The following is a 25,805-nucleotide window of genomic DNA, read 5'->3' as shown; positions in this document are numbered from 1 at the left end:
CGCTTTGCGAGGGAGGGTCGTCATGCGTATCGCCCTGTTCGTCGTTGTTTCCGCGGCGCTCGTCGGGACTGTCGCGGCCGAGGCCGCCGGCCGCCGCTCGCATCGGCCGCAATATGAGGACGTCGCCCCGATCGTCGTTCCGGTCGATCTGTGCGAAAAAATGTGCCCGCAGGATGTCTCGCCCTGCGATCCGATCCATTTCAAGATCGCCGACGCCCGCTGCGCGCAGATCGGCCCGGGCCGGTGAGGCGCGAGCCTTTTCTCTATTCGCTCTTTCCCCGCGCGCTCTCGTGCCAGCGGCGCAGGCAAAGATGGCTCAGCGCCGTCAGCGCCGCATAGATCATCACGCCTGCGGCGGAGACCAGCGCCAGCGCCGCGAACATGCGCGGAATATCGAGCCGATACCCGGCCTCCGAGATGCGGAAGGCGAGGCCGGCGCCTCGGCCCGCCGCGCCCGCCGCGAGCTCGGCGGCGATGGCGCCGATCAGCGACAGGCCGCCGCCGATGCGCAGGCCTGCGAGAAATTGCGGCAGCGCCGCCGGCGCGCGCAGAAAAATCAGCTTCTGCCAGGGCGAGGCGCGATAGAGATCGAACAGCTCGACCAGAGCGCGATCGACCGAGGCGAGGCCGAGCGAGGCGTTGGCGAGTATGGGAAAGAACGCGACGAGAAAGGCGCAGACCAGCACCGCGCGCGCGGGCTCGAGATAGACGAGCAGCAGCGGCGCGACGGCGATGATCGGCGTCACCTGCAGCACGATGGCGAAGGGCATGATCGCCCGCTCGAGCCAGCGCGAGCGCGAGATCAGCAGCGCGAGAGCGACGCCGCCGATCGTCGCCAGCGTCAGCGCCTCGAGCGCCGTCGTCAACGTCACCAGCAGCGCTGAAAAGAGGATCTCGCGATCCTTGACCAGAGTTTCAGCGACGAGGCTCGGCGCCGGCAGAACATAGGTCGGTATCGCGAGGACGCGCGCCGCCGCTTCCCAGGCGGCGAGCGCGCCGGCGAGCACGGCGAACGGCAGCAGCGCGTCGCGCGCGTTTCCCTTCGTCACAGACGCTCTCCCGCGGCGCCGCGCAGAGCGGCGGAGGCGCGCCGGCAGAGCCGCGCGAATTCTGCGCTCGCGCGGAACTCCTCGTCGCGCGCGACATGCGCGTCGATTTCGATCTCGTCGACAACCGCGCCGCCGCGCGCGGCGAGCGCGATGATGCGCGTCGAGAGATAGACGCTCTCATAGACCGAATGGGTGACGAAGACGATCGTCGTGCCGAGCTCCCGCTTCAACGCCAAAAGATCGTCGTTGAGCCTGAAGCGCGTCACCTCGTCCAGAGCGGCGAAGGGCTCGTCCATCAACAAGAGCCTCGGCCGCGTGACGAGCGCGCGCGCGATCGCCGCGCGCATCTTCATTCCGCCGGACAGCTCGCGCGGCAGGGCGCTCTCGAAATCGGCGAGGCCCACCTTCGCGAGCGCCTCGCGCACGCGGGGCGCTGCGGTTTCGCGCGCCACGCCGGCGAGGCGCAGCGGCAGATGGACATTGGCGAAGACATCGGACCAGGGCAGCAGCGTCGGCTCTTGAAAGACGAAGCCGATCGCCTGCGCCGCGTTCTCGTCGCGCCAATCGATGCGACCGCCGCTCGGCTCGGCGAGGCCGGCGATGAGCCGCAGCGCCGTCGACTTGCCGCATCCGGACGGCCCGAGCAGCGTCAGAAATTCGCCTTCGCGCAGGTCGAGGTCGAAGCCGTCGAGCGCCGCGACGCCATTGGCGAAGGCCTTGCCGATCCCGCGCAGCGCGACGAGCGGCGCCGCCGGCGTCGCGACGCGGATCGTCACGGCGCGCTCGCGGATTTCGCAGGCCGCAGCTCGAGGCCGATCTTCTTGTTCACGAAGCGCGTCGTATAGCCCTTCGCGATGTCGAGATCGGCGGGGAACACGCCGGCCTTGGCCATCTTGTCGAAGAAGCTCCTCACGCGCGCCTCGGTCATAGCGCCGAGGCCGAGCTCGAGCGAATCGCCGCTGTCGACGATGCCGCGCTCCTTCAGCTTGGCGAAGGAATAAGTGAGCTGGCCCTCGGACATTTCGGGATTGTCCTTGCGGATGGCGGCGTCGGCGGCGGCATGATCGCCGTAGAGATAATGATACCAGCCGATGATCGAGGCGTCGACGAAGCGCTGCACGAGATCGGCCTTGGCGGCGATCGTCTCGGGACGCGTCTCGATGGTCGTCGAATAGCTGTCGTAGCCATAGTCTGCGAGCAGGAAGACATTGGGCGCGAAACCGCCCTGCCGCTCGATCTCGAACGGCTCCGACGTCAAATATCCCTGCTGGATCGACTTTTTGTCGGCCAGGAAGGGCGCGGAGTTGAACGTATAGGGCTTGATCTTCTCTTCCTTGAAGCCATAGGCCTGCTTCAGCCATTGGAAGACAGAGACCAGATTGTCGTTGCCGACGAAGGCGGTCGCCTCGGGCAGATCCTCGAAGCGGTCCAGCCCCACGCCCGGATGCGACATGAAGATGATCGGGTCCTTCTGGAACAGGCTGGCGACGGCGACGATCGGCGCCTTCTGCTGCACGGCGGAGAAGGTCTGGATGAGATTGGCGCCCATGCAGAAATCGACGCGGCCGGCGGCGAGCAGCAGGCGCGCGTTGGACTGCGGGCCGCCCTGCACGATGGAGACGTCGAGCCCGTATTTGGCGTAGGTGCCGTCGACGACGGCCTGATAGAAGCCGCCATGTTCGGCCTGCGCCCGCCAATTGGTGGCGAAGGAGATTTTGTCGAGGGCGAGCGCCGGCGCGGCGAGGAGGAAGGCCGCGAGCGTCGCCAGAAAGCGTTTCGTCATCGATTGCCTCGTTTCAGTTTCTCATACGGTTGGGGCGCTCTGGCGAACCGCATTCGAAAGGTCTACCCTCTCCGCCATGCTTCCGTCCCGCTATTGGACCGACCTCGCCACCCGCGACTTCCGCGACCTCGATATGGCGCGTGTGATCGCCGTGCTGCCCATCGCCGCCGTCGAGCAGCATGGGCCGCATCTGCCGGTCGGCGTCGACAGCGCCATCATGCAGGGCATGATCGCGCGCGTCGTCGAACGTCTGCCGGACGATCTCGACGTTCTGTTCCTGCCGCTGCAGGCGATCGGCGTCTCCATCGAGCACGGCGACTTCCCCGGCACGCTCACGCTCTCGCACGAGACCGCGCTGCGGCTCGCGACCGACATCGGCGAAGGCGTCGCCCGCTCCGGCTGCCGCAAGCTCGTACTCCTCAATTCGCACGGCGGCAACACGCCGCTGCTCTCCCAGGCGGCGCTTGAGCTGAGGGCCCGCCGCGCCATGCTCGCCGTCTCCTGCTCCTGGCATCGCTTCGGCTATCCGGACGGGCTCTTCTCCGAGGACGAGATTCGCCTCGGCGTGCATGGCGGCGAGATCGAAACCTCGCTGATGCTCGCGCTCGCGCCGGATTTCGTCGACATGACGCGCGCAGCGCGCTTCCGCTCGGCCAGCGAGGGCTTCGAGCGTGAGTTCACCTGGCTGCGCGCCGACAAGCCCATCGGCTTCGGTTGGATGACCCAGGACCTCTCCCCCGACGGCGCCCTCGGCGACGCCGCCGCCGCCAGCGCGGCCAAGGGCGAGGCCGCCGCCGATTATTGGGCGACCGCCTTCGTCGAGCTGCTGCGCGACGTGGAGGCCTTCGATTTGGAGCGGCTGCGGGGAGCATGAGGCGGAATCGCGCCGTTCTCTCCTTCTCCCGCGAGCGGGGGGAGGGTGGCCCGACCTTAATTCTAAAGTCACGTTGTCGCGCGAGTCATGTCCGATGACCGACTCCCCTCCAGCAAAAGCCGCGCGCAAGCCCGCCGCATTCCCTGCGGCGCCGGAGATCGCGCAGGCGGCGCAGGCCTGGCTCGACTATCTCGCCGGCGAGAAGCGCGCCTCGCGCCATACGCTCGACGCCTATGCGCGGGACGCGCGCTTCTTTCTCGATTTTCTCGCCGAGCATAGAGGCGCGCCGGCGAGCGCGGCGATGCTCGGGGCGCTCGCGCCGGCCGATCTGCGCGCCTTCATGGCGCGACGTCGGGGGCAGGGGGTCGAGAACCGTTCGCTGCTGCGCGCGCTCGCCGCAGTGCGCTCGTTGATGCGCTTCCTCGAGAAGCAGGGTCTGGCCAAGACGGATGTCTTCGCCGCGATTCGTGCGCCCAAGCGGCCGCATTCGCTGCCCAAGGCGCTGACCGTGGCCGACGCGCGCGAGCTGGTCGATCCTGCAACGCGCGCGGGCGAAGCGCGCGAGCCCTGGATCATCGCCCGCGACGCCGCCGCGCTGGCGCTGCTCTATGGGGCTGGCCTGCGTATCTCCGAGGCGCTGTCGATCGACCGCGACGCGGCGCCGATCGGCAGGATCGACCGCGTCGCCATCAACGGGAAAGGCGGCAAGACGCGCGTCGCGCCGATCATCGAGCCCGTGCGGCGGGCGATCGAGGAGTATATTCGGCTCTGTCCTTATGATCTCTCCGGCGGGCCATTGTTCGTCGGCGCGCGCGGAGGCCGGCTCTCGCCGCGCATTCTGCAGCTCGCCGTGGAGCGCATGCGTGGGGCGCTGGGCCTGCCCGAAAGCGCGACGCCGCATGCGCTGCGCCATTCCTTCGCCACCCATCTGCTCGGCCGCGGCGGCGATCTGCGCAGCATTCAGGAGCTGCTCGGCCACGCCTCGCTCTCGACGACGCAAATCTATGCGGCGGTCGACAAGCAGCGCCTGCTCGACGCCTATCGCTCGGCGCATCCGCGGGCGGTGGAGCGCAACCGCGATCCTTCCACATCGAATTGAATTAAAGACGATTTGTCCTTGTCGCCGAAATGCGGATTTCGGCGCTGGCGAAGGCTCGCCTTTTCGCGGCTGCGCCCTTCCTTAAGCAGCGTGCCGGGGCTGCGGCGGCGTGCGGGGGCGCACGGCGCCGGCCGTCTCGACGGCGCAGGGTCGAACTGCTCGCGGGGGAGCGACGCAGCCGATCGCAGGAGGGGAAAATGCGCGAAACGCCGAGATTGTCGTTGCTCGGACTGCTGCTCGCAATGGCTTTCGCCTATGGCGTGTGGATCATCGTCACCTCTGGACAGGCGGTCTCGGCGGACGCCTGCCTGGGCTACGCCCTCTGCCGCTGATCGCGCGGCGGCGCGCCGATCACGACGCGTCGCGCCGCCGCACGATCGCGCGCAGCAACGCGACCCGGCGGAAAAATTGCGAGCGTCCCTCGCCGAGCGCGGCGGAAAAGCGCGCGGAGACGAAGGCCTTCGCCTCGCGCAGACGCCGGCGGACCGGGTCGACGAGGCCATGCGCCCAGGCGTTCACCCGCAGGACCAGCGCATAGAGCCGCGCGAACCAGGCGAGCTGCAGCAGCTTCTCGCGGCTCGCGTCGAAAAGGAACGAGGTGACGCCGAGCGCCAGAGTCTTGGCGCCGAGGATGACGCACAGGCCCGTCAGCACATGGCCATGGGCGATAGCGGCGACCGCCATCAGCTTCAAGGGCAGAATGGCGAGCGCCGGCAGCGCGAAGACGGCGAGCGTCGCGACTGGCGACAGGCCGCCGATGAAGGTCCTGGCGCGCGGCTCCAGATCCTTCAGTCCCGAGGCATGGGCGAGCCACACCAGAGCGACCTTCACATTGTCCCATAGCCAGCTCTCGACGAGGAAGAGCACGGCCAGCGCGAACCAGAAGGCGCGGGAGAGGCGTTGTTTCAGCTGGTCCATGATGGTTCTCCCATTTTCGCGCGCGCATTCCGCTGTTTCGCTCGCGCGCGGCCGGCGCGCTCGCGGCGGTGGGGCTACATAGTCGCGCCCGCGCGCGTCGGGTCAATCCGAACGTCAGGGCGCCCGCCGGTCGGGAGTCGGCGCCACGACGACGTCGTCCGGTCCCAGCAGGCGCCCGTCGTGCGAGCAGAGTTCGAGCCGCCGCACAGGGAGACGGTGCAGACGATCCCTCAGCTGCACTTGCGGCTCGTCGCGCTCGAAACAGAATTCCTCGCCCCATTGCCGCAGCGCGACCAGCAGATGAAACAGACCGCGCCCCTTCTCGGTCAGCACATATTCCTGATAGGCGCCGCCATCCGGCGCGGGAACAGCGGCGAGAATTCCATGCTCCACGAGATGGCGGAGCCGCGCTGCCAGGATGTTTCTCGCAAGGCCCAGATTTTTTTGGAACTCGCCGAAGCGGCGCAGTCCTGCGAAGGCGTCGCGCACAATGAGCAGAGACCATCCGTCGCCGATGGCGTCCAGCGGTCTCGCCACCGGACAGCCGGAGGTCCTGTGGCTGCTGCGTTTGACCAATCTCGTCTCCTGTCATGCGCGCGCCGCCCCGATGAGCCAATCTGGTTGTAAAATGAAACCATATCCGTTACAGATCGGATGGTTTCGTTTTAAAACCACATAGGCGCCATACCGGCGAGAGGGAGTCCCGCCATGATTCGACCGGACGAGAGCTTTGGAGGCGCCTATCCGTTCGCTCCGCATTTCACCGACGCGCCCGGCTTCGCCATGCACTATGTCGACGAGGGGCCGCGAGACGGCGAGATCGTGTTGTGTCTCCACGGGGAGCCGACCTGGGGCTTCTTGTTCCGTCATCTGACGCGCGCGCTCGCAAAGACTCATCGCGTGATCGTTCCCGATCACATGGGCTTCGGCAAGAGCGCGACGCCGCCGGATCGAACCTATTGGCTTCATGACCATATCGACAATCTGGAAAGATTTGTCGTCGCTCTCGATCTCGATAATGTCACGCTCGTCATGCACGACTTCGGCGGGCCGGTCGGCATGGGGCTCGCGGCGCGGCGTCCGGGCCTTGTGCGCCGGGTCGTTTCGGCGAATGGGCCGACGCCGTTCGGTCAGCAGGACCTGCTCGAGCGGCTGTCGGCCAATATTGCCGTCTCGCCCTGGTTCCAATGGATTTTGGCGGCCGAGCGGGAAGGCCGCCTCGAAGCCGTCCTCGGCCGACTGGGCGATGATATATTGAGCGTGCTCGATCTGAACGGCTTCGAGAACCGCAATGTCGTCAGCGACGTCTGGCTCGCGGCTTACGGCGCGCATTTCGAGACGCCGGCCGACTGCCTCGGCGCGATCGGCTGGGCGAAAGGCGTCGCCATCGGCGCGCATCGGTTCGAAACGCCGGACCCGGCGGCGGAGCGCGCCGTGCGCTCCAGGCCGGCGCTCGCCATTTGGGGAGAGGCTGATCGCACGCTGAGAAGCGAGCAGTTTCTGCCGCTCTTCGCCGAGCTGTTTCCATCGGCGCCGATTCATCGCCTTCCGGCGGTCGGCCATTACTGTTTCGAGGACGCGCCGGACGCCGTGACGGCGCTGATCTGTGGCTTTCTTCGCGAATAGAGTCGCCGACGGTCCGAGGACTATCGCCGCCCCGCCCGTGTCGCGATGGCCAGCAGCGCTCGCCCCGCCTCTATTTCAGCGACCGAGGCGTCGATCCTCGCGCGCCTCTGCGCGTCGCGCAAGGGGCCGATCACGCTCGCGATCTTCGCCGCGGTCCAGCTCTTCAGATGGCGCTCCAGCGCCGGACGCGGGAAGACGCCGAAGCCGCCGCGCATCAGAATCATCATCCCGGCGTCGACGCGGCCGTTCTCGCGGTCGGCGGCGAGCCGGGCGCGGTGCAGCGCCATCGCATAGCGGAGCGCGCCGCCGAGCAATTGCCCAGGATCGGCGCCGCCGGCGAGCGCGCGGTCGAGCTCCTCGCCGGCCGCGGCCGCTTCGCCGGAAAAAGCGTCGATCACCAGCCGGTCGGAGGCGATCGTCGAGGCGTGGGCGACAATGTCCTCGACGTCCCGCGCCTCGACCTTGCTCTCGCCGTGCTTGTAGAGCGCGAGCTTGGCCAATTCGGCGCGGCTCATGCGGCGGTCCTCGCCGAGCGCGGCGCGCAGCAGCATCCGCGCCTCCGGCGCGACGGAGAGGCCGGCGGCGCGCAGGCTGTCGTCGATCAGGCTCTCGAGCTCCTGCTCGGCGTCGGGCTGGCATTCGATCGCCGCGCCGAGCTTGGCCGGCTCGATCAGCTTGCGCAGCGGCGTATCGCGCTTCAGCGCTCCCGCCGTCACCACGATCGCGCAGTCCTTGGGCGGGGCGGCGAGCAATTGCTCGAGCGGCCCGACGATGGATTTTCCCCCCGCCTCGACGAGGATCGCCCGGCGTCCGCCGAACAAAGGGACCGTATTGGCCTCGTCCAGCAGCGACAGCGGATCGGCGGCGATGGCGTCGCCGCTCATCTCGACGCATTGGAACGGATCGCGGCGATCGTCGACCCGCTTCTCGATGAGCGCGAGCGCGCGCTCGCGCACGAGGCCGGCGTCGGCGCCGTGGAGAAGGAACAGAAACATCGCCGCGGGCGGCGCTTCGACGAAGCGCTGCGCCTCGCGGCTCTTGACGGCGACCATGGGGACCTCGGCGCGGGCGCGACCCTGTCTAGCCTCCGCGACGCGCGGCGAACAGCCCTTTTGCGAGAAGCGCGCCCGCCTTGTGGCGGGCGCGCTTTTGCCTATAGTCCGCCGCTCACGAGAAGGCGAAAGCGAGATGACCACGGCAATTTTGACGATCGGCACGCGCGGCAGCCCGCTCGCTCTGGCGCAGACCCATGAGCTTCGCCGGCTGCTGGCGGCGGCGCTCGGGGCGCCCGAGGAGGCGCTGCCGATCGAGATCATCCGCACCACGGGCGACATGATCCAGGACCGGCCGCTCGCCGAATCGGGCGGCAAGGGCCTCTTCACCCGCGAGCTGGACCTTGCGCTCGCCGAGGGGCGGATCGATCTCGCCGTGCATTCCTCCAAGGATTTGCCGACTCATCTGCCGCCCGAGATCGCCATCGCCGGCTTTCTGCCGCGCGAGGACGTGCGCGACGCCTGGATCGGCCGCGGCGGCGCGGGCCTCGCCGAATTGCCGCAGGGCTCCGTGGTCGGCACCGCCTCGCTGCGGCGCGGCGCGCAGGTGAAGCGGCTGCGGCCGGATGTGTCGATCACGCTGCTGCGCGGAAATGTCGAGACGCGGTTGCGCAAGGTGGAGAGCGGCGAGGTCGACGGCACGCTGCTGGCGCTCGCCGGGCTGAAGCGGCTCGGCCTCGCCGACCGCGCCACCGCCATTCTGCCGATCGATGATTTTCTGCCCGCCGCCGGGCAGGGGGCCATCGCCGTCACCAAGCGCGTGGGCGACGCGCGCATGCGCGACGCGCTCGCGCCGATCCTGGACGCCGCGACCGGCGCGGCGCTCGTGGCCGAGCGCGCTTTTCTCACCGTGCTCGACGGCTCCTGCCGCACGCCGATCGCCGCTCATGCGCGGCTCGACGGCGAGACGCTCGACTTCCACGGCCTCGTGCTGCGCGCCGACGGCTCCGAGGTCTATGAGGCGCGCCGGCGCGGATCGGCGGTCGACGCCGCGCTGATCGGCGACGACGCGGCCAATGAAATTCTGCTGCGCCTGCCGCATGGCGTCGCGGGCCTCTCATGAGCCGCGTGCTCGTCACGCGCGCGCGGGACGAGGCCGAACGCACGGCGGAAAAGCTGCGCCGCCTCGGCCATGAGCCGATCCGCGCGCCGGTGACGGAGATCGTCGCCACCGGCGCCGAGATTCCCCGCGAAACATTTCAGGCGGTTCTCGCAACGAGCGCGCGCGCGCTGCGCCATGCGGGCGATGACGTCGGGGCGCTGTCCGATGTTCCGTTCTATGTGGTGGGCGCGAAGACCGCCGAGGCCGCGCGCTCGCGCGGGCTGCATGTGGAGGCGAGCGCGGCGGATGTCGCGGCGCTGACCGCTCTGCTGCGCGAACGGTTTCCCGCGCCGAGCCGCTTCCTCTATCTCGCCGGCTGCGACCGCAAGGACGCGCTCGAGGATTTTTTGCGCGAGCGCGGGCATGAGGCGCGCGTCGTCGAGATTTATCGCGCGCGAGAGGTCGCGGCGCTGCCTGAGGAAACGCTCGCGCAGCTCGCACGCGGCGAGATCGATGTCGTGCTGCATTATTCGGCGCGCAGCGCGGCGCTGTTCGTGGCGCTGACGAGAGGTCGAGTCGAGCCGCGCCGCATCGCCGAACTCGCGCATCTCGCCATGTCGGAAGAGGTTGCCCGCGTCCTGCGCGCGGCCGGTTTCGCGAATGCGCGCGCGGCTGCGGCGCCGCGAGACGAGAAGCTGCTGTCGATGATCGACGAGCCTCGATGAGCGCTTCCTCGCGGATTGCGCCAAACCCTGTTGCAAAAACATCACGGCGCCGAATTCATTCGCGCAAGCTCGACAATCGTGTTGCCTCGGCCGAGCGGCGTTGTCTACATCTTTGTCATGCGGCAGGGATCGAGCGGAACATTGGCCTGGGCGCGCGTGCTCGTCACGCTTTGCGTGCTTGTCGGCCTGACGCCTTCGCTGTATCGCGCGCACCACTCCGCTCGCGCCGCCGCCGCCGATGCGACGGCCTTCAGTCTCTGCGAGAGCTTCCACGGCTCCACGAACGAGGAAGGGGGGCGGTCCGACTTCGAATGCTGCATCTTCTGTCGCGTCGACGCGCATGGTGACGCATTCGTCTCTGGTTCCGCGTTAGGCGCCGTCCTCTTCATCCTCCACCCCGAAGCGGATCGGGCGTGGCCGGAACATAAGCGAGCGCCGCCTCCAACTCGCGTCGATGGGTCTCTGACGACCTGGTCCGCCACGGCTCCGCCCGCATCTTTCGCCTGAGTCCGGCCGTCGCCATTCGATCTCGCCGAGGTCGACGACGGCCTATGTGACGATGTCGCCGATCTGGCGCGCGGCGACAGCCCGTCTCGGGCCGCCGTGACGGCTTCCTGCGCGCAAGCGGCTGTTCCCAACGAGAACTCGAGAGAGTTTCATCATGTCTCGCAACTCACTGTGGGCGGGCGCATCGCTGCTCGTCCTTTCGCTCGCCATGAGCGCTGACGCGTCGGCGCAGGAGGCTTTGCCGACGATAGACATCGGCCACGACGACAAGCAGCCGCCCCGCGAGGAGGCGTCGGCGCCGGGCTTCGACTCGAAGAAGCTGAAAGCGCCCATCGCGCGAGACCCGACCGGGCAGACCGTCACAAAGATCGACTCGAAGATCTTTTCGGCGCAGCCGCTGAGCTCCGTTGGCGACATGCTGCGCTATAGCCCCGGCGTGTCATTCAAGCAGGGCAATGGTCCAAGGGACATGACCATCTCGATTCGCGGCTCGGGCGCGCGCGTCGGGGGAGCCATTCAAAAGATCATTCTGATGGATGACGGCTTCCGGATGACCCTTCCAGACGGCTTCTCACGGACCGATTGGGTCGATCCCCGCGCCTATGCGGGCTTCGACGTCTATCGCGGACCCTCGTCGGCTCTTTTCGGCAATTACGCAGTCGGCGGCGCGATCAATTTCCGCACGCGCAGCGGAGCGGAGATCGACGGCGTCGAGGTCGGCAGCGAAGGCGGCAGCTTCGGCTATGTCAATAATTACATGATCTTCGGCAAGAAGCTCGGCAATTTCGAGTTCAACGGCTTCGCGAGCGATTCGCGCACGGAAGGCTTCACGCTCAACAACAACAGCAACACGCAGACGGTGAACCTGCGCGCGAGCTATGATCTGACGACGCAGGACCGGCTGACATTCAAGTTCATCCACAACCAGCTCTATGGCGAGCTGCCCGCGCGCCTGTCGCTCAATCAATATTACGCGAATCCGTTCCAGAGAGGCTGCTACGCCATCGCGCCCGGGCAGACCATCGCCGGCCAGTCATGCGGCGGCACGACGCTCAACCTCAATGGCGCAAATGGCGCGTCGCTTCCGGTCACGGCGACGCAGAGCGGCTGGTTGCGCAATGATCGCTTCGACGCTCTCGGCCTGAATTGGCGACACGAGATCGACGCCAGCACGACGATCAGCGCCACCGGCGTCTATTATGATAAGGATTTCTGGCAGCCGATCGACACGCCCGTCACCTATGGCGATGTGCCGGCGATGGATCTTAGAGCGGATGTGACGCAGCGCGGGCAGTTCCTCGGGCGCGACATGCGCAATAATCTCGAGGTCTATTTCAACCGCAGCCGCTTCACCACCTATACGAAGCCTCTGGCGGTCGACGGCCCCGGCAATCTGATGCCGCAGCTCGTCAACAAGCAGGAGATTCTCGTCGCCAATTACGGCGCGCGCGTCCGATCGGAATATGCGCTCGCGCCGACGCTCACTGCGGTCGTCGGAATGGACGTGGAAGCGAGCCGCAATAATTCGCAGTCTGACAATTTGACCTATGGCGATCCGACCAATCCGCTGGCAGTGACGGGATTCAACAGCGTGGTGTTCGGCAAGCAGTGGGTGAATTGGGCGCATGAGGCTTCGCTCACTTGGCAGCCCAACAGCGAATGGCAGCTGCGGGCGCGCACCTCGCGCGGCTTCGGCACGCCGAACTATCTCGCCTTTTTCGTCGACCAGCAGGGCAATATCGGACCCAACACCGGCCTGCGTCCGCAGACCAACACCGGCGTCGACGCCGGCGTCGTCTGGACGCCGCACGAAAAGCTGACGGTGTCTCTCTCCGGCTTCTATGAATGGTGGACCGATGAAATTCTCGCCCAGCGGCCGGGCGCAGGCAAGCTGACCTATCAGTTCAATGCGCCCGGCTCGGTCCATCGCGGCGCGGAGCTCGCGGCGGAATACGAGCTGCGCGACGGCCTCAAATGGCTCGTGAACTACACCTACAACAACCAGATCTTCACCGATTACGTGGAGCAGAGAAACAGCGCCGGCGGCGCGCCATATACCAGCAACACTTATTATCTGAACCGCGCGGGCAACAAGGTGCCGAACGTGCCCGCGCATCAGCTCACCACACGGCTGACCTATGATCATCCGACTGGAGATCTCAAAGGGCTCGGCGCGTTCGTCGAGTATATCTACCAATACTCGTATTTTCTCGACAACGGCAATCAGCTGACGATTCCGAGCTATGGCCTGCTCAATCTCAACGCCCATTACAAGCGCGAGGTGACGGACAGCGTCGTCAAGGAGTTCACCGCCTTTATTCAGGTCAACAACGTCCTGAATACGCGCTGGGTCGCCGGCGCGACGAACGTCACCAACTCGCTGAACGCCGGCGTGGAGAATCCCGGCGTGGTGTTGGCGCAGACCGCGACCGGCTCGATCTACGCAGGCGCGCCGATCTCTGTTCAAGGCGGCGTCAAATTGAAATTCTGACGCCTCGCGCTGTGTCCGACCGCTCCTCCCTCTCGCCGAACGCAAGTCGGGGGGAGGGGACCGCGCGAGCGAGCGGTCGGGCGGGCGAGGTTCGCGCTGCCGGGAAGGATGAGCGAAGCGATTTTACCAGGCTTTTTGGTTCCGTCTTGACCGCGCCGAAAAGCAAGCATATACCCCTATTTGTGACGAAAGCTCCCGACCCCGCCGAAGTCCGCGCCTGCGCGCAAAGCTGCGCGGCGGCCAATGTTCGCCGCGCCGCGCGCGCCGTCGGGCGGCTTTATGCAGAGAGCCTCGCCGAGGTCGGTCTCGAGCCGACGCAATATTCGCTGCTCGTCGCCTGTTCGCTGGCCGAGGGCGCGACTGTCGGCAGGCTCGCCGAGATTTTTCTGCTGGAGCGCAGCGCGCTCGCGCGAAATCTCGCGGTGATGGAAAAGCGCGGGCTCTTGCGCGTGAAGCCGGGCGAGGACCGCCGCACGCGCAAGGTCACGCTCACCGCGAGCGGCAAGTCGACGCTCGCCGCTGCTCTGCCGCGCTGGCGCGAGGCGCAGGCGAAGGCGGAAAAAGCCTTCGGCGCCGAACGGTTGGCGAAGCTCGTCGCCGAATCCCGCGCCCTCGCCGACGCGGTGCGGGACAAGGAATTTCCCCGAGCGTAAACGCTCGCGCAGAAAGGGGTATATGCATATGTCATCCGCCGTCCTCGAAACGATCCGATCGACGCCGTCTCCTTTTCCCGCGCGCCGGCTGCGCGAAATGGCGCTGGCCGCCGGCGCCGACGACGTCGGCTTCGTCGCGCTCGACGATCCGGCGCTCACCGGCGAGCGCGAGATCATTCTCGAAGCCTTTCCCTTCGCGAGGACGCTCGTCTCCTTCGTGATGCGGATGAATCGCGACAATGTGCGCAGCCCGGCGCGCTCGGCCGCCAATGTGGAGTTTCATCGCGTCGGCGACGAGACCGATGCGGTTGCCCATCGCCTCGCGCGCGCATTGGAAAACATCGGCGCGCGCGCCGCCTATCCGGCCATGGCCTTTCCGATGGAGGCGTCGCGTTGGCCCTCGCGCATGTGGATCGTCGCGCACAAGCCGGTCGCCGTCGCCGCCGGCCTCGGACGCATCGGCATCCATCGCAATGTCATTCATCCCAAATTCGGCAATTTCATCCTGCTCGGAACCGTCGTCGCCGATGTGTCGCTGGATTCCTACGCGCGCCCGCTCGAGTTCAATCCTTGTCTCGAATGCAAGCTCTGCGTCGCCGCCTGTCCGACCGGCGCCATCGCGCCGGACGGCGCGTTCCAATTCGACGCCTGCTACACGCATAATTATCGCGAGTTCATGGGCGGCTTCTCCGATTGGGTCGAGTCCATCGCCGACGCCGGCAGCGCGCGCGACTATCGGCGCAAGGTGAGCGACGCCGAGACCGTCTCCATGTGGCAGAGCCTCGCTTATGGGCCCAATTACAAGGCCGCGTACTGCATGGCCGTGTGTCCGGCCGGCGAGGATGTGATCTCCGCCTATCGCGACGACCGCAAGAAGTTTCTCGAGGAGATCGTCGATCCGTTGCGCCGCAAGGAGGAGACGATCTATGTGACGCAAGGATCGGACGCGGAGGACTATGTGGCGCGCCGCTTTCCGGCGAAGCGCGTGAAGCGCGTCGGCAACGGCCTGCGCGTGAATTCGATCGCGGGCTTCGCGCGCGGGCTCTCGCTGCGCTTTCAGAGAAAGCGCGCGGGGAGGCTCAGCGCCGTCTATCACTTCGTTTTCACCGGCGCGGAGCGTCGCGATCTCACCGTGGCGATCGACAATGGCAGGCTCAGCGTCGAGGACGGCCTCGTCGGAAACGCCGATCTGCGCATCCGCGCCGATTCGGAGGTCTGGCTGCGCTTTCTGCGCAAGGAGGCGAGCCTGCTGTGGTCGCTCATGCGTCTGCAGATCAGGCTGCGCGGCGATCCGCGCCTGCTCGCCGCCTTCGGGCGCTGCTTCGGATGACCGCTCGGCTTCGTCTCGTTCGCGTGTTGCGTCGGAGCTGCGAGGGACGCGATCTCGCGCCATTGACGGAGCTGTCGATGACGGCTAACCTCTAGGCAATTCACATTTTCATTGACAGGGCGCATCCATGCTCCGGCTCGGGAGACGTTCGTTCGTGTGCTTCATGCTGGGGACCGCTTCCGCCGTCGCGGAGAGCGGCGGGGCCGCCGGTCCCGTCTTCGGCTACTTCGACCCTGCGACCAACGGCTTCACGCCCGCGGGCGGAGCAGCGGCGCTTCTGATGAAGACGCATGACGCGGCGCCTCTCGCCGTGACGGCGGCGGTCGTGCGGCGCGGCACCCTCGTCATCACCGTGAATGTCGGCTTCCTCGCCTCCTTCCCCGCTGGCGCGACCGCGACTGCCTCCGTGACGGTCGAGACAGTGCCCGCCGCCTCGGCCGATCCGTCGACCGCGACCTCCATTCTCGCATCGGCGCAGATCCGGCGTTCCGGGTCGACGGGCGTGGCGACGCTGTCCATTCCCTATGCTTTCTCGACGACGGCCACGACCGACAAAGTGTCGCTCGACACGATCGTCTATTCCTCGAATGGCGACTATGCTTCCTTGCGACAGACCATCCCTCTTCCCGCCGATGGCGCGACGACGCGGGTGACGCTGTCGCAGCGGCTTTGAGGAGCGCGGAAAATGTCTCGTTTCGGCTCGCTCGGCGCCGCTCTCGCAATGACGGCCGCGCTGACGGCCAGCGGTCCTGCGACCGCGGCCCTGACGACGCGCAGCGGAACCTTCAAGCTGACGGTGACGATCGTTTCCGATGCGAATATCCCCAATGCGACGATGTTCACCGTGCGCGCGACCGTCGGCGCTCGCGGAGCCGACTATTCGCAGTCGGAGGCGGCGCAGCGTCAGGTGGCGAAGACTTCGGGCTCGCAGGTCGTGACGATAACGGTTCCCTATCTCTGGAAGTTGGATCAGCCTCTCGTTTCGACGGCGACGATCAGCGTCAGTGTATCGGCGGCGCTCGCCTCCCCGTTGTCGAACTCGGCGAATCGGTCGTTTTCCACGCCGCTTCCCGCGAATGGCGCCACGACGCCGCTCGCCGCGACAATTCGACTCTAGATCTGGCGAGCCCGAAGACTAGCGGTCCGGACGCCCTCTTGGACCGCGAGCCTTCAGGCTCGCACTCGAGAGATTGCAAATCGGCGGACGCAGGGCGCTCGCTTTTTGTCGGGAGCGAATTGCGATCGCTCGGACGATTCGGATCGCGCGGAAAGCGCTCTCGCGGCGCGCAGGAGGAGATGAGATATGCGCAGGAGCAGGGTTGGCGCGATCGCTTTAGGCGCCATCGTCTCGACAGGCGTCGCGCGCCCGTTGGCGTATGCGCAATCGCCGGCTCCCTCGATTGTCATCGAGCCGAAAGCCGCCGTGGCCAGCGTCAGCACGGGCGGAACGCTCTCGATCACGACGAGCGTCGCGGCGAGCGCCGATCTTCCCGACGGGACGATTGTTTCCTATTCGGCCAGCGCCAATCTGTTCGACGCGTCCTTCTCCAATAGTCATTCGGTCTCGGGTTCGGCGAAGGTGGCGGCGCGAAAGATCACGATCTCGTTGAAGCTTCCCTACTTCTGGAAGGTCGTGGCGACCGGCGAAAACATGACCGTGTCGATGCGCCTCAGCGCCAATGTCTCGGCTCCGAGCGGCGTCAGCCGTTCGCTTTCCACGAACTTCTCGAAAACGCTCGCGACGCCGGCGAACAATGCGACGACGTCGATCGCTTTCTCCGGCTCGCTCTGAGCGCTTTCCGATCGAAATCGTTCGATCGATCAGAATCGCTCAAACTAAACAATGCTAGAGCGTTATCCGATCCATTCGGATCGGATAACGCTCCAGAATCGCGGGGACGCCGATGAGCAGATGGCGAGCTTTTCTTCTGATGACGATGGGCGCAGCGCTCGCCGCGGTCACGGGGCAGGCAGGCGCCGAGGAAGCGCTGCCGCCGGGGTTGGTGTGGCCGCCGGCGCCGGAGCAGAGCGCGCCGGCCGGAGCGATCCCCGGCTATTACGATCCCGCGACGAAGACATTCCAGCCGCTCGCCTCGCCGACGGCGCAGCCGAAGACCTATCAGGTCCAATTCGTCATTCCCCTCGCTTTCAAATTCGCGAAATCCTCGGCGGCGGATTGGGGATCGATCTATTGCCAGGCGACGATCAGCTATCGCGCGCCGAACAATTCGATTGCCCGCGTCGATGCCGCGAGCGAAGGATTCGACGCCTTCTCGACCGATCCTTCCATCACCGCGCGTCACACGATCACGACGACCGGCGAAGCGAATCCACGCGGCGTCATCACCGTTCAATGCACGGCCTATGACGACGCCGGGCACGGCCAGAGCGTGAGGCAGGTGAAGAGCTTCCCCATCGCCGACGGCACGGTGACGACGCCCTTCACCTTCAACTTGCCCTGACCGTCTCCCGGCCGACCGAGAGCCGCGCATCCGCACGTCGCGCATTTCGAGAGGGGCGATGGACCGCCGACAGATTTTGACGCTGGGCGCCGGCCTCGCCGGCGCCGCGCAGCTCGGCCGTCCGGCGATCGCGGATGGCCGCCGGGCCTCGCCCAAGGCGATCCTGTTCGACGCTTTTCCCGTCTTCGATCCCCGTTCCATCGCGGCGCTCTGCGAGGCCGAGTTCCCGGGCCGGGGCGGCGAGCTCGTGACTCTCTGGCGCACGCGCCAGTTCGAATATGCTTGGCTGAGAAGCGTCGCGAACCGCTACGCCGATTTCGAGCGCGTGACGGAAGATGCGCTGAACTTCGCGGCCGAGGCGCTGAAGCTCGACCTCGGCGCCGAAACGCGCGCGCGACTGCTCGGGGCGCATTTCCGGCTGAAGGCCTGGCCGGACGCGCTTCCGGCGCTGACGAAGCTGAAGCAGTCGGGGCTGCGCCTCGCCTTTCTCTCCAATTTCACGCCGGCGATGCTGAAGGGCTGCAGCGAGGCGTCGGGCCTCGGCCCTTTCTTCGAGCAGGCGCTGAGCGTCGACGCCGCAAGGACCTACAAACCCGACGCGCGCGCCTATCATCTCGGCGTCGAAGCGCTCGCATTGCCGCGTGAGGACATTTTGTTCGTGGCCTTCGCCGGCTGGGACGCGGCGGGAGCCGCGAGCTATGGCTATCGGACCTTCTGGGTGAATCGCCTCGGGCTTCCCGCGGAACGTCTCGGCGCCGCGCCGGATGGGACGGGGTCGAATCTGGCGGATTTGCTGGCTTTCCTCGGGTAGGGCGAGCCCGCGTGGAGCGGCTCCGGTCGCGGCGCACGCATCCGCGGCCCGCCGCGGCGCTCGGGACGCCCCGACGAAAAAAGCCGGTTTTCACTTTGCGCCAAAAGGCGGTAAACAACGCGCCGAGCATTCCCACGCGAGCGAGACCGATCACCCATGGCGCGCCAATTCATCTATCACATGCAGGGTCTGACGAAGACCTATCCCGGCGGCAAGAAGGTTCTCGACAACATCCATTTGTCCTTCTACCCCGACGCCAAGATCGGCGTGCTCGGCGTCAACGGCTCCGGTAAATCGACGCTGCTGCGCATCATGGCCGGCATCGACAAGGAGTTCGTCGGCGAGGGCTTTGTCGGCGAGGGCGCCAAGGTCGGCTATCTGCCGCAGGAGCCGCAGCTCGATCCGGCGCTCGACGTGCGCGGCAATGTCATGCTCGGCGTCGCCGAGAAGAAGGCGATCCTCGACCGCTACAATGATCTCGCGATGAATTATTCCGACGAGACGGCGGACGAGATGACCAAGCTGCAGGACGAGATCGAGGCCAAGGGCCTCTGGGACCTCGACAGCCAGGTCGATCAGGCCATGGAGGCTCTGGGCTGCCCCGGCGAGGACGCCGACGTCGCCAAGCTCTCCGGCGGCGAGCGGCGCCGCGTGGCGCTCTGCCGTCTGCTGCTGGAGCAGCCGGAGATGCTGCTGCTCGACGAGCCGACCAACCATCTCGACGCCGAGACGGTGAACTGGCTCGAGGGGCATTTGCGCAATTATCCGGGCGCGATCCTGATCGTCACCCACGACCGCTACTTCCTCGATAATGTCACCGGCTGGATCCTCGAGCTCGATCGCGGCCGCGGCATTCCTTACGAAGGCAATTACACCTCTTGGCTGAAGCAGAAGCAGAAGCGCCTCGCCCAGGAGAGCAGCGAGGACAAGGCCCGCCAGCGCGCCCTCGAGGCGGAGAGCGAGTGGATCGCCGCCTCGCCCAAGGCGCGTCAGGCCAAGTCGAAGGCGCGCATTCAGCGCTATGAGGAATTGGTCGCCAAGCAGAACGAGAAGGCGCCGACGACGGCGCAGATCGTCATTCCGGTGGCCGAGCGCCTCGGCGCCAATGTCATCGATGTCGAGCATGTGTCGAAGGCATTCGGCGACCGCCTGCTCGTCGACGATCTCTCCTTCAAGCTGCCGCCCGGCGGCATCGTCGGCGTGATCGGCCCCAATGGCGCCGGCAAGACGACGTTGTTCCGCATGATCACCGGACAGGAGAAGCCCGATAACGGCGCGGTCGTCGTGGGCGAGAGCGTGCAGCTCGGCTATGTCGATCAGTCGCGCGACGCGCTCGACGACAAGAAGACCGTGTGGGAGGAAATCTCCGGCGGCAACGACATCATCTACCTGGGCAAGCGCGAGATCAATTCGCGCGCCTATTGCGGCGCCTTCAACTTCAAGGGCACGGATCAGCAGAAGAAGGTCGGCATGCTCTCGGGCGGCGAGCGCAACCGCGTGCATCTTGCCAAGATCCTGAAGCAGGGCGCCAATGTGCTGCTGCTCGACGAGCCGACCAATGATCTCGACGTCGACACGCTGCGCGCGCTCGAGGAAGCGCTGGTCGATTACGCCGGCTGCGCGGTCATCATCTCGCACGACCGCTTCTTCCTCGACCGCATCGCGACGCATATGCTCGCCTTCGAGGGCGACTCTCATGTCGAATGGTTCGAGGGCAATTTCGCGGACTATGAGGAGGACAAGAAGCGCCGTCTCGGCATCGACAGCGTGATCCCGCACCGGCTGAAGTATAAGAAGTTCTCGCGCTGACAGGCCGCGCCGGCCGTTTCGGCCGGCGCGGCGAGCCTTTAAGGCTCGCGGTCCGAGAGCGGCGTCTGGACCGCGAGCCTTAAAGGCTCGCTCTCGTCCGGGCGCCTGAACGCGATCGAGGAGCGATCATGCACGGCCAGGACCGATTTCTGCTCGCCGGCGTCATGGGTTGGCCGATCTCCCATTCGCGCTCGCCCATGATCCATAATTACTGGCTCGCCCGCTATGGTCTGACCGGCGTCTATGCGCCGCTCGCCATAGAGCCCGCCCGGCTGGGCGCGGCGCTGCGCGCTTTGCCGGCGCTGAATTTCTCGGGCTGCAACCTCACCATTCCGCACAAGGAGGCGGCGCTCGCCATCGTCGACGAGCTCGACGCGACCGCGACACGGGTGGGCGCGGTCAATTGCGTTGTGGTCGAGGAGGATGGATCGCTCGTCGGCCGCAATTACGACGGCTTCGGCTTCACCGCCGCGCTGCGCGCCGCCGCGCCCATGTGGCGCGCGGACGCCGGCCCGGCGGTCGTCGTCGGCGCGGGCGGCGCCGCGCGCGCCGTCGTCGCCGGGTTGATCGACGCCGGGGCGACCGAAATCAGGGTCTTCAACCGGACGCTCGAGCGCGCCGAGACTCTCGCGCAAGGCTTCGGACCGACGGTCGCGGCGCATCGCTGGGAGGAGCGCGAGGCCGCCCTCGCGGACGCAGCTCTCGTCGTGAACACGACCAGTCAGGGAATGATCGGCCAGCCGCCGCTCGATCTGCGGCTCGACGCTCTACCCGCGACGGCGCTCGTCTCCGACATTGTCTACGCCCCGCTGGAGACGCCATTGCTCGCCGCGGCGCGTGCGCGCGGCCTCGCCGCGGTGGATGGACTCGGCATGCTGATCCATCAGGCGCGGCCGGCGTTTCGAGACTGGTTCGGAATCATGCCCGAGGCCACGCCGGAGCTGCGCGCCAGGATCGAGGCGACGCTGTGAGGGGGGCGGCAGGCAGGCTGTAAGCGACAGCCTGCGTGCGAGTGATGCGTCCCACGGCTTGCCGGGTTCAGGCGACGAAGGTCGACACCCTGAGCTTGAACGGAGCGCTCTGGAACGTCAGCCGGCGCGTCAGCTCGGCGAATTCTCCGGCCTGGCGCACGAGGCTCGAGTAACGCTCGCTGGCGAAGCGGGACTGCAGCTCGAGCGCATCGCCGACCGATTTGGCCGCGCCGAGCGCCAAAGCGAAATCCAGCACGGCGGCCGCGTTCTCGTTGAAGAGATCGAGCGTCTTGAGGGGCAGGGCGCTGGCGTCGATCGTCGCCGGTCCGGCGGGCGGCGCGGGGCTTGCCGTCACCACGGCGACGACGACCTGCTCGGGCAGCGGCGCTTCGGGCTCGAGGACCACTGGCTCCAGGACCTGAGGCTCCAGGACCTGAGGCTCGAGGACCGCGGACTGGATGTTCGGCGCGAGGACATGAACCAGCGGCTCCTCGATTGGCGCGGCCGCGGCGGCTTCGATCTCGACAGGAGCGGCGAAGGGCGTGTCGGCGGGGGCCTCGACCGGCTCGTCGGCGTCGAGCTCGTCCTTCAGGGAGATCGGCGCGACCTTGGGCGCGCGCGGTTTCGTGGGACCTTTGAAATGGGTTGCCATCGCTGCGGGCTCCTTGTTGCGGGCTCTGGCGCGCCCGGCTCCTCTCGAAAACGCCGCCACTCGACGCTGCGAGCCGCGCGCACGGGGCGCGCGGCGGGAGATCACCGGCCGGTCGTCGCCTTCTGCAGCGCCGAGCCGAGCTCCTTGGCCTGCGACTGAATCGATTCGACCTGCGTCTTCACATATTCCGTCTGAAGGGTCAGCACCTCCTGCGGGTCCTTCGCATGCAGCAGCTTGCGGGCGAGCTCGAAGGCCGCGTTGACATTGGCCTCGGCATAGCCGAGCGCCTTGGCGCTCACATCGGTGGCGCCCGTTTGAAACGAGGAAGTGGTCGTCTCCAGAGAGCTGATCGCCTTCTGCGCGGCGCCGGCGTAACCCTCGAACGCCTTACGCGCCTGCTCCATGCTTTTTTCGGCGAAGTCGCGGACTTCATTCGGAATCTGGAAGATCGGTTCGTTCACGAAGAATTTCCTTCCCGTCACGTCGCTCGAAGGGGCTGGCCCGGCCGATCGCGACCATCGGCCCGGCAACGCCGCACCAACGCGCCCGATCCGCCTTTGCGAGGCGGATCGCCGCGACTATGGCGCAACTCATGCTGCAATGCAACATGCTTTCTGTCCGCAGTCGCGGCCGTTCACCATAATGCGGGAACTTTGTTGAAACGGCCTCTGCCGCATAGACCAAGCCGCGTGGAACCTTTAAATTTCTCTTAACCGATCGTTGGAGCGTCGATCGGCCGCGTTCGGGGCGCAGTCGAAATGAGCGAGCAGAACGATCTTGTCAGCGCTGGCGATGCGGCCGCGCAAATTCGCGAGGACCCCGCCTTCGCGGCGCTGGAGGATTCCGGAGCGCCGATCGTCGCCGCCGCCGGCGCGCCGCCGGAGATCGTCTATCTCAACCAATCGGCCCGCGCCGCTTTCGGCGCCGATTCCGTCGAGCTGGGCGACCGGCTGTTCCGCGGCGAGGAGGAGGGCGCGCGCCGCCTCGCCGAGCTCGCGGCGTCGTCGCTGCACGGCGCTGCGCCGCGGCTCGAGCGCCTGCGCTTCTCCTTCGGGCCGATCGCCCAGACCGTGACGATTCTCTGCCGCAAGACTCGCGCCGACGAGGCGGGCGGGCTGTTTCTGATCGCCGCGCTCGGCGTGCGGGCGCGACCGGAGGCCGAGCCCGCGCCGCCGGCGGCGCCCTCGCCTCAGCCTGCTCTCGGGGCCGAGCCTCGTCCGCTTCCGTCCGAGCCCGACGCAATGACGATCGATCGGCCCGAGCCCGCGCCACTCACGCTCGTCGACGCGGCGCCGGACCGGTCTCCTCGGCCGGCCGGAAAGCCGCCGCGGCCCGAGCGCTTTCTCTGGCGCACCGACGCCGAGGGATGGGTCGTCGACGTGACGGGAACGCTCGCCGATGTGGTCGGCCGCGGCAATGGCGACATCGTCGGCTCGAGCTTCGTCGAGACTGCCCGCCGCCTGCGCCTCGATCCGGTCGGCCGGCTGGCCGAGGCGCTCGCCTCGCGCCGATCCTGGAGCGGCGTCGAGCTCGATTGGCCGCTGCAGGGCGGCGTGGCGCGCGTGCCGGTGACGCTCGGCGCGCTCCCGATCTTCGATGACGCCCGCCGCTTCGGCGGCTTTCAGGGCTATGGCGTGCTGCACGTCGGTCGTCTGCGTGCGGAGCCGCCGGCGACGGCCGAGTCCGCGGCAGAGCCCGCGCCGCTTCCGGCGCCTTCGGACATCGCCGAGGCGGCGCCGGTCGTCTCGGCCGGGGCGAAAATCGTGCCGCTGCGCCCGCAGCTCGCTCATTCGCGCTTCGAGGAGGGCGGGGCGTCGCCGGCCGGCGAGTCGCTGACGCCGAGCGAGCGCGCCGCCTTCGAGGAGATATCCCGCGCGCTCGCCGCCGGGGCGAAGCCCGGCAAAAGCCCGGCGCGCGAGTTGATCGAGGCGGTGGAGCAGGCGACAGGCTGCGAGCCGCCGGCCGCGGCCGAGGACTTGGGTTCAATCGGCGCCGACCGCGCCCATGGTCTGCTGGACCGGCTGCCGGTCGGGGTGCTCGTGGCGCGCGGCGCGCGGGCGCTCTACGCCAATCGCACGCTGCTCGATTATCTCGGCTATGCCGATCTCGCCGCGCTCGCCGCCGAGGGCGGCGCCGCGCGGCTGTTCGTCGGCCCGCGCCTGCAGGATGCCGACGAGGGCGGCGCCAGCGTGCTCGAGCTGCGCGGCCGCGATGGCGAGCAGCTCGACGCCGACGCACGCCTGCAGGCGATCGATTGGGACGGCGGCCCAGCGACGCTCGTCACCCTGCGCAGCGCGCGACCTTCCGCCGGCGCCGCCGAGGCCGCGCGGCTGGGCGCGCTGCAGACCGAGCTGGCGCGCCGCCGCCGCGAGGCGGAGGAGCTGCGCGCGACCCTCGAGGCGACGGACGCCGCCTATGCGATCGTCGACCGCGACGGCCGCCTTCGCAGCGCGAGCAGAGCGTTCGGCCGGCTGCTCGGCGAGGAAGCGGACACGCTGATCGGCGAGCCGCTCGCCTCGCTGTTCGCCGAATCCGATCGTGGCGCGGTCGCCGATCATCTGCGCCGCAGCGAGTCCGGCGCCGATGGGCTGCGAACCTCGACCCGCGCGCGCCAAGGCGCGGCGCCGGCGTCTGTGCATTTGACGCTGGCTCCGCTCGGCGCGGACCAAAAGCGCTGCGCCGTCCTGCGCGAACTGGAGCCGCGCCGCGGCGCCGACGAAGCCCTCGAGGCTGCGCGTCGCGAAGCCGAGCGCGCCAACGCCGCCAAGACCGATTTCCTCGCGAAGGTTTCGCATGAGGTGCGCACGCCGCTCAACGCCATCATCGGCTTCGCCGAGGTGATGATGGAGGAGCGCTTCGGTCCCCTCGGCAGCGAGCGCTACAAGGAATATCTGAAAGACATTCACACGTCCGGCGGGCATGTGCTCAGCCTCGTCAATGATCTGCTCGACCTGTCGAAGATCGAGTCCGGCAAGATGGAGCTCGACGTCGAGCGCATCGACGCCAACGCCATGATCGCCGAATGCGTGTCGATCATGCAGCCGCAGGCCAATCGCAGCCGCGTCGTCATCCGCCTGTCCTTGTGGACGCGCCTGCCGCGCGTGCTGGCCGACGGTCGCTCGCTGCGGCAGATTTTGCTCAATCTGTTGTCGAATGCGGTCAAGTTCAACGAGGCCGGCGGGCAGGTGATCGTGTCGAGCGCTTTGACCGACGCCGGTTACGTCGTGATCCGCGTGAAGGACACAGGCATCGGCATGAGCGAGAGCGAGATCGAGACGGCGCTGGAGCCGTTCCGCCAGGTGGGCCCGCACAAGGCGAGCGGCGCCGGGCTCGGCCTGCCGGTGACGAAGGCGCTGATCGAGGCCAATCGCGCCTCCTTCTCGATCACCAGCCGCAAGAACGGGGGCACGCTGGTCGAGGTCGCCTTCCCGCCGCCGCAGGTGCTGGCGGCGGAGTGAAGCGCGGCGCGGAGAACGCGGCTTCGAACGTCGGCTCGCCGACAAAAATCTAGTCGCTCTTCTTGTTCGGCCTTCTGCGTCGCTCGAGATCCTCCTCCGGAAAGTCGAGCATCAGTCGAAGCTGCTCAGGGGTACGCCTCCATTCGCCAGTCGCGATATAGGCGCCCGGCCGTGGCGTGAGCACGGTCAGCTCCCGCACATTCGGAAAGCCTTCATAGGACGAGTCGAACACATCCATCGTTTGTATCGGCCCGGCGAGAAGGCAGACGCCGCGGCCGAATGTGCCGAAGCCGAAGACCAGATGCGCGGCGCCTCTCAAAAAGGTCACGTCGTCGATCAGGCTGCAGCCGATTCGAAGGCGAACCGGAACGTCTTTTGTCTGCAGATAGGATTCCAGCGCGTCGATGTGTGCACGGGGTCGTGTCCCCACCGGTGGTGTAGCAGTTCGGGAGCAAGCCGCTCGCGACGCGCGCTTTTCATAGCGCCGTAGCGA

Annotated in this window: 28 protein-coding genes; 19 read left to right on the top strand and 9 right to left on the bottom strand. The window is 67.2% G+C overall.

What is annotated here, in order from left to right; all coding sequences use genetic code 11:
* Positions 1-22 precede the first annotated feature (22 nt).
* Positions 23-247: a hypothetical protein gene (locus K3F48_RS18840; RefSeq protein ID WP_222576977.1), complete on the top strand. Its 225-nt coding sequence runs from the start codon at positions 23-25 to the stop codon at positions 245-247.
* Between the two features lie 16 nt (positions 248-263).
* On the opposite strand, the gene K3F48_RS18835 is transcribed toward K3F48_RS18840, so the two are convergent.
* From K3F48_RS18835 to K3F48_RS18825, 3 genes are read right to left on the bottom strand one after another with little or no spacing between them, the layout of a single operon-like run.
* Entirely contained in the window at positions 264-1,049 is a 786-nt protein-coding gene (locus tag K3F48_RS18835) for an ABC transporter permease subunit (RefSeq protein ID WP_222576976.1), read from the bottom strand.
* Positions 1,046-1,825, bottom strand: coding sequence for an ABC transporter ATP-binding protein (locus K3F48_RS18830; protein ID WP_222576975.1), 780 nt, complete (start codon positions 1,823-1,825; stop codon positions 1,046-1,048). The genes K3F48_RS18835 and K3F48_RS18830 overlap by 4 nt, the downstream gene beginning before the upstream one ends.
* Positions 1,822-2,832 (bottom strand): ABC transporter substrate-binding protein, encoded by a 1,011-nt coding sequence (locus K3F48_RS18825; protein ID WP_222576974.1) that lies wholly within the window; start codon positions 2,830-2,832, stop codon positions 1,822-1,824. The genes K3F48_RS18830 and K3F48_RS18825 overlap by 4 nt, the downstream gene beginning before the upstream one ends.
* Positions 2,833-2,908: 76 nt before the next feature.
* On the opposite strand from K3F48_RS18825, the gene K3F48_RS18820 reads away from it, so the two are divergent.
* The 3 genes from K3F48_RS18820 (at position 2,909) to K3F48_RS24545 (ending at position 5,137) form a co-directional block, all read left to right on the top strand.
* Positions 2,909-3,706, top strand: coding sequence for a creatininase family protein (locus tag K3F48_RS18820; RefSeq protein ID WP_222576973.1), 798 nt, complete (start codon positions 2,909-2,911; stop codon positions 3,704-3,706).
* Between the two features lie 94 nt (positions 3,707-3,800).
* Positions 3,801-4,805, top strand: coding sequence for a tyrosine recombinase XerC (locus K3F48_RS18815; RefSeq protein ID WP_222576972.1), 1,005 nt, complete (start codon positions 3,801-3,803; stop codon positions 4,803-4,805).
* Positions 4,806-5,002: 197 nt separating this feature from the next.
* On the top strand, positions 5,003-5,137 hold the full coding sequence (locus K3F48_RS24545; protein WP_003611363.1) for a hypothetical protein: 135 nt from the start codon (positions 5,003-5,005) through the stop codon (positions 5,135-5,137).
* Between the two features lie 19 nt (positions 5,138-5,156).
* Here K3F48_RS24545 and K3F48_RS18810 read toward each other — a convergent pair whose 3' ends face one another.
* Together K3F48_RS18810 and K3F48_RS18805 are read right to left on the bottom strand one after the other, a co-directional pair.
* Positions 5,157-5,723: a hypothetical protein gene (locus tag K3F48_RS18810; RefSeq protein WP_222576971.1), complete on the bottom strand. Its 567-nt coding sequence runs from the start codon at positions 5,721-5,723 to the stop codon at positions 5,157-5,159.
* A 114-nt stretch (positions 5,724-5,837) separates the two neighbouring features.
* Positions 5,838-6,299, bottom strand: a complete 462-nt coding sequence (locus tag K3F48_RS18805; RefSeq protein WP_222576970.1) for a helix-turn-helix domain-containing protein — start codon at positions 6,297-6,299, stop codon at positions 5,838-5,840.
* Positions 6,300-6,431: 132 nt separating this feature from the next.
* Between K3F48_RS18805 and K3F48_RS18800 the strand changes: the two genes are divergently transcribed.
* Positions 6,432-7,349 carry an alpha/beta fold hydrolase gene (locus K3F48_RS18800; RefSeq protein ID WP_222576969.1) on the top strand — a complete coding sequence of 306 codons (918 nt, stop codon included), beginning with the start codon at positions 6,432-6,434 and terminating at the stop codon, positions 7,347-7,349.
* Between the two features lie 20 nt (positions 7,350-7,369).
* Here K3F48_RS18800 and holA read toward each other — a convergent pair whose 3' ends face one another.
* Positions 7,370-8,401, bottom strand: coding sequence for a DNA polymerase III subunit delta (holA, locus tag K3F48_RS18795; protein ID WP_222576968.1), 1,032 nt, complete (start codon positions 8,399-8,401; stop codon positions 7,370-7,372).
* 136 nt (positions 8,402-8,537) lie between these two features.
* On the opposite strand from holA, the gene hemC reads away from it, so the two are divergent.
* The 13 genes from hemC (at position 8,538) to K3F48_RS18730 (ending at position 21,202) form a co-directional block, all read left to right on the top strand.
* Positions 8,538-9,464: a hydroxymethylbilane synthase gene (gene hemC / locus K3F48_RS18790; protein ID WP_222576967.1), complete on the top strand. Its 927-nt coding sequence runs from the start codon at positions 8,538-8,540 to the stop codon at positions 9,462-9,464.
* Positions 9,461-10,168: a uroporphyrinogen-III synthase gene (locus tag K3F48_RS18785; protein ID WP_222576966.1), complete on the top strand. Its 708-nt coding sequence runs from the start codon at positions 9,461-9,463 to the stop codon at positions 10,166-10,168. The genes hemC and K3F48_RS18785 overlap by 4 nt, the downstream gene beginning before the upstream one ends.
* Positions 10,169-10,183: 15 nt before the next feature.
* Positions 10,184-10,675 carry a hypothetical protein gene (locus K3F48_RS18780; protein WP_222576965.1) on the top strand — a complete coding sequence of 164 codons (492 nt, stop codon included), beginning with the start codon at positions 10,184-10,186 and terminating at the stop codon, positions 10,673-10,675.
* 154 nt (positions 10,676-10,829) lie between these two features.
* Complete coding sequence (locus K3F48_RS18775; RefSeq protein WP_222576964.1) at positions 10,830-13,166, top strand: TonB-dependent receptor domain-containing protein; 2,337 nt, start codon at positions 10,830-10,832, stop codon at positions 13,164-13,166.
* Between the two features lie 182 nt (positions 13,167-13,348).
* Positions 13,349-13,819, top strand: a complete 471-nt coding sequence (locus K3F48_RS18770; protein WP_222576963.1) for a MarR family winged helix-turn-helix transcriptional regulator — start codon at positions 13,349-13,351, stop codon at positions 13,817-13,819.
* A gap of 28 nt (positions 13,820-13,847) precedes the next feature.
* Complete coding sequence (locus K3F48_RS18765) at positions 13,848-15,149, top strand: SCP2 sterol-binding domain-containing protein (protein ID WP_255609394.1); 1,302 nt, start codon at positions 13,848-13,850, stop codon at positions 15,147-15,149.
* A 154-nt stretch (positions 15,150-15,303) separates the two neighbouring features.
* Positions 15,304-15,822, top strand: a complete 519-nt coding sequence (locus K3F48_RS18760) for a hypothetical protein (RefSeq protein ID WP_222576961.1) — start codon at positions 15,304-15,306, stop codon at positions 15,820-15,822.
* Between the two features lie 12 nt (positions 15,823-15,834).
* The gene (locus K3F48_RS18755) at positions 15,835-16,266 is read left to right on the top strand and encodes a hypothetical protein (protein WP_222576960.1); all 432 of its coding nucleotides are present in this window, start codon (positions 15,835-15,837) and stop codon (positions 16,264-16,266) included.
* Positions 16,267-16,572: 306 nt separating this feature from the next.
* Positions 16,573-16,941, top strand: a complete 369-nt coding sequence (locus K3F48_RS18750) for a hypothetical protein (protein ID WP_222576959.1) — start codon at positions 16,573-16,575, stop codon at positions 16,939-16,941.
* Between the two features lie 112 nt (positions 16,942-17,053).
* Complete coding sequence (locus K3F48_RS18745; RefSeq protein WP_222576958.1) at positions 17,054-17,611, top strand: hypothetical protein; 558 nt, start codon at positions 17,054-17,056, stop codon at positions 17,609-17,611.
* 58 nt (positions 17,612-17,669) lie between these two features.
* Positions 17,670-18,422 carry a haloacid dehalogenase type II gene (locus K3F48_RS18740; RefSeq protein WP_222576957.1) on the top strand — a complete coding sequence of 251 codons (753 nt, stop codon included), beginning with the start codon at positions 17,670-17,672 and terminating at the stop codon, positions 18,420-18,422.
* A gap of 156 nt (positions 18,423-18,578) precedes the next feature.
* On the top strand, positions 18,579-20,231 hold the full coding sequence (gene ettA, locus K3F48_RS18735) for an energy-dependent translational throttle protein EttA (protein WP_222576956.1): 1,653 nt from the start codon (positions 18,579-18,581) through the stop codon (positions 20,229-20,231).
* Between the two features lie 128 nt (positions 20,232-20,359).
* Entirely contained in the window at positions 20,360-21,202 is an 843-nt protein-coding gene (locus K3F48_RS18730) for a shikimate dehydrogenase (RefSeq protein ID WP_222576955.1), read from the top strand.
* A gap of 67 nt (positions 21,203-21,269) precedes the next feature.
* On the opposite strand, the gene K3F48_RS18725 is transcribed toward K3F48_RS18730, so the two are convergent.
* The gene (locus tag K3F48_RS18725; protein WP_222576954.1) at positions 21,270-21,854 is read right to left on the bottom strand and encodes a phasin family protein; all 585 of its coding nucleotides are present in this window, start codon (positions 21,852-21,854) and stop codon (positions 21,270-21,272) included.
* Between the two features lie 101 nt (positions 21,855-21,955).
* Entirely contained in the window at positions 21,956-22,315 is a 360-nt protein-coding gene (locus K3F48_RS18720) for a phasin (RefSeq protein ID WP_222576953.1), read from the bottom strand.
* Positions 22,316-22,612: 297 nt separating this feature from the next.
* Here K3F48_RS18720 and K3F48_RS18715 point away from each other — a divergent pair, with 297 nt between their 5' ends.
* Positions 22,613-25,312: a histidine kinase dimerization/phospho-acceptor domain-containing protein gene (locus K3F48_RS18715; protein WP_222576952.1), complete on the top strand. Its 2,700-nt coding sequence runs from the start codon at positions 22,613-22,615 to the stop codon at positions 25,310-25,312.
* 49 nt (positions 25,313-25,361) lie between these two features.
* Here K3F48_RS18715 and K3F48_RS18710 read toward each other — a convergent pair whose 3' ends face one another.
* The gene (locus K3F48_RS18710) at positions 25,362-25,640 is read right to left on the bottom strand and encodes a hypothetical protein (protein WP_222576951.1); all 279 of its coding nucleotides are present in this window, start codon (positions 25,638-25,640) and stop codon (positions 25,362-25,364) included.
* Between the last annotated feature and the right edge of the window lie 165 nt (positions 25,641-25,805).

The sequence above is a fragment of the Methylosinus sp. Sm6 genome, from assembly GCF_019802345.1.
Lineage (GTDB): Bacteria > Pseudomonadota > Alphaproteobacteria > Rhizobiales > Beijerinckiaceae > Methylosinus.
The sequence above is the reverse complement of the archived record's forward strand: the minus strand, read 5'-3'. Positions and strand labels throughout refer to the sequence as shown.

Excerpts from the sequence above, each read along its gene's own strand:
- K3F48_RS18840 (WP_222576977.1), top strand. The coding sequence starts at position 23 with ATGCGTATCGCCCTGTTCGTCGTTGTTTCCGCGGCGCTCGTCGGGACT.
- K3F48_RS18825 (WP_222576974.1), bottom strand. The coding sequence starts at position 2,832 with ATGACGAAACGCTTTCTGGCGACGCTCGCGGCCTTCCTCCTCGCCGCG.
- K3F48_RS18820 (WP_222576973.1), top strand. The coding sequence starts at position 2,909 with ATGCTTCCGTCCCGCTATTGGACCGACCTCGCCACCCGCGACTTCCGC.
- K3F48_RS18815 (WP_222576972.1), top strand. The coding sequence starts at position 3,801 with ATGACCGACTCCCCTCCAGCAAAAGCCGCGCGCAAGCCCGCCGCATTC.
- K3F48_RS24545 (WP_003611363.1), top strand. The coding sequence starts at position 5,003 with ATGCGCGAAACGCCGAGATTGTCGTTGCTCGGACTGCTGCTCGCAATG.
- K3F48_RS18810 (WP_222576971.1), bottom strand. The coding sequence starts at position 5,723 with ATGGACCAGCTGAAACAACGCCTCTCCCGCGCCTTCTGGTTCGCGCTG.
- K3F48_RS18800 (WP_222576969.1), top strand. The coding sequence starts at position 6,432 with ATGATTCGACCGGACGAGAGCTTTGGAGGCGCCTATCCGTTCGCTCCG.
- holA (WP_222576968.1), bottom strand. The coding sequence starts at position 8,401 with ATGGTCGCCGTCAAGAGCCGCGAGGCGCAGCGCTTCGTCGAAGCGCCG.
- hemC (WP_222576967.1), top strand. The coding sequence starts at position 8,538 with ATGACCACGGCAATTTTGACGATCGGCACGCGCGGCAGCCCGCTCGCT.
- K3F48_RS18785 (WP_222576966.1), top strand. The coding sequence starts at position 9,461 with ATGAGCCGCGTGCTCGTCACGCGCGCGCGGGACGAGGCCGAACGCACG.
- K3F48_RS18775 (WP_222576964.1), top strand. The coding sequence starts at position 10,830 with ATGTCTCGCAACTCACTGTGGGCGGGCGCATCGCTGCTCGTCCTTTCG.
- K3F48_RS18765 (WP_255609394.1), top strand. The coding sequence starts at position 13,848 with ATGTCATCCGCCGTCCTCGAAACGATCCGATCGACGCCGTCTCCTTTT.
- K3F48_RS18755 (WP_222576960.1), top strand. The coding sequence starts at position 15,835 with ATGTCTCGTTTCGGCTCGCTCGGCGCCGCTCTCGCAATGACGGCCGCG.
- K3F48_RS18745 (WP_222576958.1), top strand. The coding sequence starts at position 17,054 with ATGAGCAGATGGCGAGCTTTTCTTCTGATGACGATGGGCGCAGCGCTC.
- K3F48_RS18740 (WP_222576957.1), top strand. The coding sequence starts at position 17,670 with ATGGACCGCCGACAGATTTTGACGCTGGGCGCCGGCCTCGCCGGCGCC.
- ettA (WP_222576956.1), top strand. The coding sequence starts at position 18,579 with ATGGCGCGCCAATTCATCTATCACATGCAGGGTCTGACGAAGACCTAT.
- K3F48_RS18730 (WP_222576955.1), top strand. The coding sequence starts at position 20,360 with ATGCACGGCCAGGACCGATTTCTGCTCGCCGGCGTCATGGGTTGGCCG.
- K3F48_RS18725 (WP_222576954.1), bottom strand. The coding sequence starts at position 21,854 with ATGGCAACCCATTTCAAAGGTCCCACGAAACCGCGCGCGCCCAAGGTC.
- K3F48_RS18715 (WP_222576952.1), top strand. The coding sequence starts at position 22,613 with ATGAGCGAGCAGAACGATCTTGTCAGCGCTGGCGATGCGGCCGCGCAA.